This is a genomic window from Mesorhizobium sp. P3_A2 (assembly GCF_056403115.1).
This window is the reverse complement of record NZ_JBFUGC010000037.1, coordinates 1-3838: the sequence shown is the minus strand read 5'-3', so window position 1 is coordinate 3838 and position 3838 is coordinate 1. Positions and strand designations below refer to the sequence as shown.

Genomic DNA, 3838 nt, shown 5'->3' with positions numbered 1-3838 from the left:
GCGTCCCATTCATCGTCGCCGAACTCGGAGCCGATGCCGACCCTTTCATGCTGCACCTCTATGCGGCACTGGCCGAGAAAGAGCGACGTCTCATCTCGGAGCGCACCAAAGCCGCCCTCGCCTCTCGCAAGATGACCGGCAGGAAACTCGGCAATCCAACCAATTCCGCACAGGCGGCCGCCAAGGGGCGACAGATCTCGGTGGAGGCGGCCGATCGTTTCGCCGAGACCATCCTTCCGACCATCGAGTACATCCATCGCTGCGGCATCACCAGCTTGCGAGGGGTGGCAACTGCGCTGAACAACCGAGGCGTTCGAACAGCCCGCGGCGGACAGTGGCAAGTCTCGAATGTGCGAAACATTCTGGCGCGCTCTGTAGATGAGCTTTGATAAGCGGGAAAAACCAGCCCGCCGAATGGCACGCCGGGCCTTTGCCTTATTGCTCCCCGTGCGATAGGTGACGGCGCGACCGGACAAACTATGATGGTGGCCTGCGGTTTTCAAAGATCGCCATCTTGTACGAATAAGTCAGGCGGATCTCATTCCCACAAGCCTCACATGTCATAGACTTGGCGCTTTTTATCAGGCGACCTTTGCGGATCATCATTCGCTTGCAGTTAGGGCATTGGACGATCATATCGTCGTCGTCCCGATCTCGTGAAAGTACCATTTTTTTGCCTCCTTGGGTCGAGGAAGCAAGGTGCATGCCGCATTAGCGTCTCTTTTCGAAACACGTCGCACGTCACTGCCTTACTTAAGACTTTGCTAACGAACGTTGGAACCTTCGATTGCACGCGCATAGCTAAATGTGGGTTGGATCGTGGCCAGGCGGGGAGCGAACTACGTCAGGAGGAGACAACAATGTCCAAAGGTGAAATTGGAACGTCTCAGACTCTAGGGGCACGCATCGCCGAACTCAGAACAAAAATGCGAAGCGCCAATGTTACCGAGAACGATATGAAAGCCTTCCAAAAAGTAGCTGCTTTGATGGGATGCGATGCAGGTTCACTCCGGCTCAATGCCGATGACCTGATTGCTGCCTCCTTCGTTGCGGATACGATGAGCGAGAGAACATTAAACTGTAGCGCCGCGCGTCCATTTGGACGCGAAAAGGACGCCATACGCCTTTGAATTGTCGCGTCCGAAAATCGATTTCCGCTTTCTACCATCCCGCTCCGCTTCGCCGGGGCGGGATGGCGAATCCGGCATCATCGAAGCGAGGCAAACGTGAACCAGATCTCATCCCGCAAACCAAAAGTCGATAACGCGGCATCCCGAATTGCAAACGACAATCATTCGGTTCCCAGTGGCTGCTCGATCTTTGACCTGATCGCTAATGAGGATGATTTCGCTGACCTTTCGCGGCGGACAGAGCGCCGGGGCATTGCCATAGTTATCGCAATGGCGATCTGCCTGATCCTTGCACCGGTTGTCTATTTTGTCTTGGTCTAGGCGATCATGTAGGAGCTAGTACGCAGTTCGGACCGGAGCGGATGACGTCGTGCGCCGTGGGGCAGCCTCTGACAGCCGGGCCAGCGCGCGTTCACTGTTGTCCGGCTAGTCTAGCCACCCTTGGCCTTGCCGTAGGCATTCGGCGTGGTGTCAGGCGAGTAGATCAGCCCAACCTTCTTGCTGCCGCACTTGGCGCACTTCATCTTCGGAGTGAGGTCATCGGCCATCGCTGGAGCATCAGGCCCAAACCGATCGCGAAGCTTGGTGAGGTCGAGCGCCTGGTTGTGGTGGCACGCGGAATTTTGACAGTGAGCCGTCATCCGCCAGCCCTTGGCCATTGCACCGATATAGCGCGGCGTCGGTCAGTCCGCTAAGCCAGCATCGTGATGAACGAGGTCGTCGCTATCGGCGTGAACTAAGCGGGCTAACGGAAGCCAGCCCAGGACGCGCGGCGTGGTATACCATCACTGTCCGGGGAAGCATTGGATACGCAGCCGCTCAGCGCCATCAAAATCAACACCAAAAATAGTCGCATCTTTCCCTCCGAATTGGGGGGCACTTAGCACGGATGTCATGCTGGTGCCTGGCCGCCGACCGAAAGCGAGGCCCGTTCAGAAACTTATGGAGATCGACATTCCCCGGATGAACCCGGTTTCTGGCGACACAGTAGCCCGTCATGGCCGCCCCAGGCAAGGTTGAGCGCGGTGCGCGAGGGCAACGATATATTCATAAATGCTGATGTATGTTGACGTGTCGCAGGTCCGTTTTGAGTAGCGCGACAACTTCCACAACGGAAAGCCCGGAGCTCCCCCGCGCCGGGCTTTTCTTATTTGGCCTCCAGCAGCCTCACCAGCGTGCGTTTCGGCTGGCCGCTATCCTACAGCGGCGAAGCGCTCCGCGCGTCCTAGGCCGCCTGAAAACCAACGATGCGGGCGCTATTCGGCGGCGCTTGGCAATGGAACGACCGGCGAGCCCTGGCTTAACCCATTGCGTTGCGCAAAGAAAAAGCCCGTCGCGGTTTGCGACGGGCTCTCTATGGGACTTCAGAAGACTAGAATTTGTAGGCGATGCCGAGGCGAACCTCGTTGGTCTTCAGATCAACATCGGCATCGACCGGATCTCCAAAGGAGTCTGAGCCGAAGTCAGTATAGCGATACTCGCCTCGCAGCAGCAGATTGTCGGTCATGGCATAATCCAAGCCGACGCCTATCGTCCATCCTGTGAATGTATCTCCGAACGAACCTGGACCGCTATCATTGCTTATGTCGATGTCGCCGAACGCAACGCCACCCGCGATATAAGGAAGAAAGCGATCAGCGGCATATCCTAGACGGAGTCTTGCCGCCCCACTCCAATTGAGTTCTTCGGTGGCGGTGACGCCGGTCGGGACACCAGGAGCGAGGAATATTTGGCCGCTGCCATCAACATTCGCATACACGACGTCCAGTTCCGCACCAATCACGATGTTGTTCGACATCTGATAGTTGTAACCGCCGTAGAGACCTCCAAGGAACCCGTCAGGATCTGTGTCGACAAAGCCCGGCCCACCGATCTGGTCTATGTTGCCATTACCCCACGCATAGCCTGCCTGAAGCCCGATATACCCGCCTGTCCAGCTAAAAACCGGCGCGGCTTCTGGGATGATGGCATCGGCAGCAAAGGCCGATGACGCCAGGAGAGACAACGACAAAGCAAGAAGCAGCTTCTTCATAGGTGATCTCCCGCAACCTACCCTTTGATAGCAGAGCGCGCCGGTACGTGCAGTTGCATTTCCGCCACAGTTGACCGAATTCAAATTGCGAATAGCGCGGCCCTTGGTCAGCCGCCAACCGTTATGGAGTGAAAGACCGCGTCGAGAATGGCCGCCACGATGCCGACGAAACAGAATGCGACCCAGACGCTGTTCATGAGTCACCTTCGACCCGAAAATCCCGTAGTGAAGCGTGCCGCAAGTCCTCTTCGCCCCGCAGGTGCTTCACGCGGCCGATCAGGCCCGGCTTGACCCATACCGTCGCCGGCCTCTTCATGCCCTTTGGCGCGGTTCCTGCGTGATTCTGAACGCGCTGGTTCTCGCATCTCCCGGTTCAAGGTGATGAAGGCGCTGCTGACGTAGCGCCCCGTCCCACGCTTGTATCTACACGAGAGAGATTTCGTGGGATTGAAGCGATTGAGCCAAGGTCCGGGCGGCCGCCCGGACCTTGGCTTGGCGAAGTCGCCCGTACCACCTGAGGTTACAGCCGCGGGAGAGCTTGGGATCTTCGCCTTCGTCACGCACGACCGAACAGTCGCTTGGTTCCAACCGTACGCACAAGGCAGGTTACCGTGAACAGGATCATTTGTGGAGTTGATGTTTCTAAGGATTGGCTGGACGCGCATATCTGGCCGAG

5 protein-coding genes are annotated in these 3838 nt (G+C 57.4%); 3 read left to right on the top strand and 2 right to left on the bottom strand.

Going from position 1 to position 3838, the window contains the following annotated elements; all coding sequences use genetic code 11:
- The 3 genes from AC1DXM_RS31825 to AC1DXM_RS31815 form a co-directional block, all read left to right on the top strand.
- On the top strand, positions 1–389 hold a 389-nt coding region (locus AC1DXM_RS31825; RefSeq protein ID WP_477239509.1), incomplete at its 5' end, for a recombinase family protein.
- 471 nt (positions 390–860) lie between these two features.
- The gene (locus AC1DXM_RS31820) at positions 861–1130 is read left to right on the top strand and encodes a hypothetical protein (RefSeq protein ID WP_477239507.1); all 270 of its coding nucleotides are present in this window, start codon (positions 861–863) and stop codon (positions 1128–1130) included.
- 96 nt (positions 1131–1226) lie between these two features.
- Positions 1227–1451: a hypothetical protein gene (locus tag AC1DXM_RS31815; protein ID WP_477239505.1), complete on the top strand. Its 225-nt coding sequence runs from the start codon at positions 1227–1229 to the stop codon at positions 1449–1451.
- A 110-nt stretch (positions 1452–1561) separates the two neighbouring features.
- Here the strand turns inward: AC1DXM_RS31815 and AC1DXM_RS31810 are convergent, their stop codons facing one another.
- Together AC1DXM_RS31810 and AC1DXM_RS31805 are read right to left on the bottom strand one after the other, a co-directional pair.
- The gene (locus AC1DXM_RS31810) at positions 1562–1771 is read right to left on the bottom strand and encodes a hypothetical protein (protein WP_477239503.1); all 210 of its coding nucleotides are present in this window, start codon (positions 1769–1771) and stop codon (positions 1562–1564) included.
- A gap of 731 nt (positions 1772–2502) precedes the next feature.
- Positions 2503–3162 (bottom strand): outer membrane protein, encoded by a 660-nt coding sequence (locus AC1DXM_RS31805; protein ID WP_477239501.1) that lies wholly within the window; start codon positions 3160–3162, stop codon positions 2503–2505.
- Positions 3163–3838: the final 676 nt, after the last annotated feature.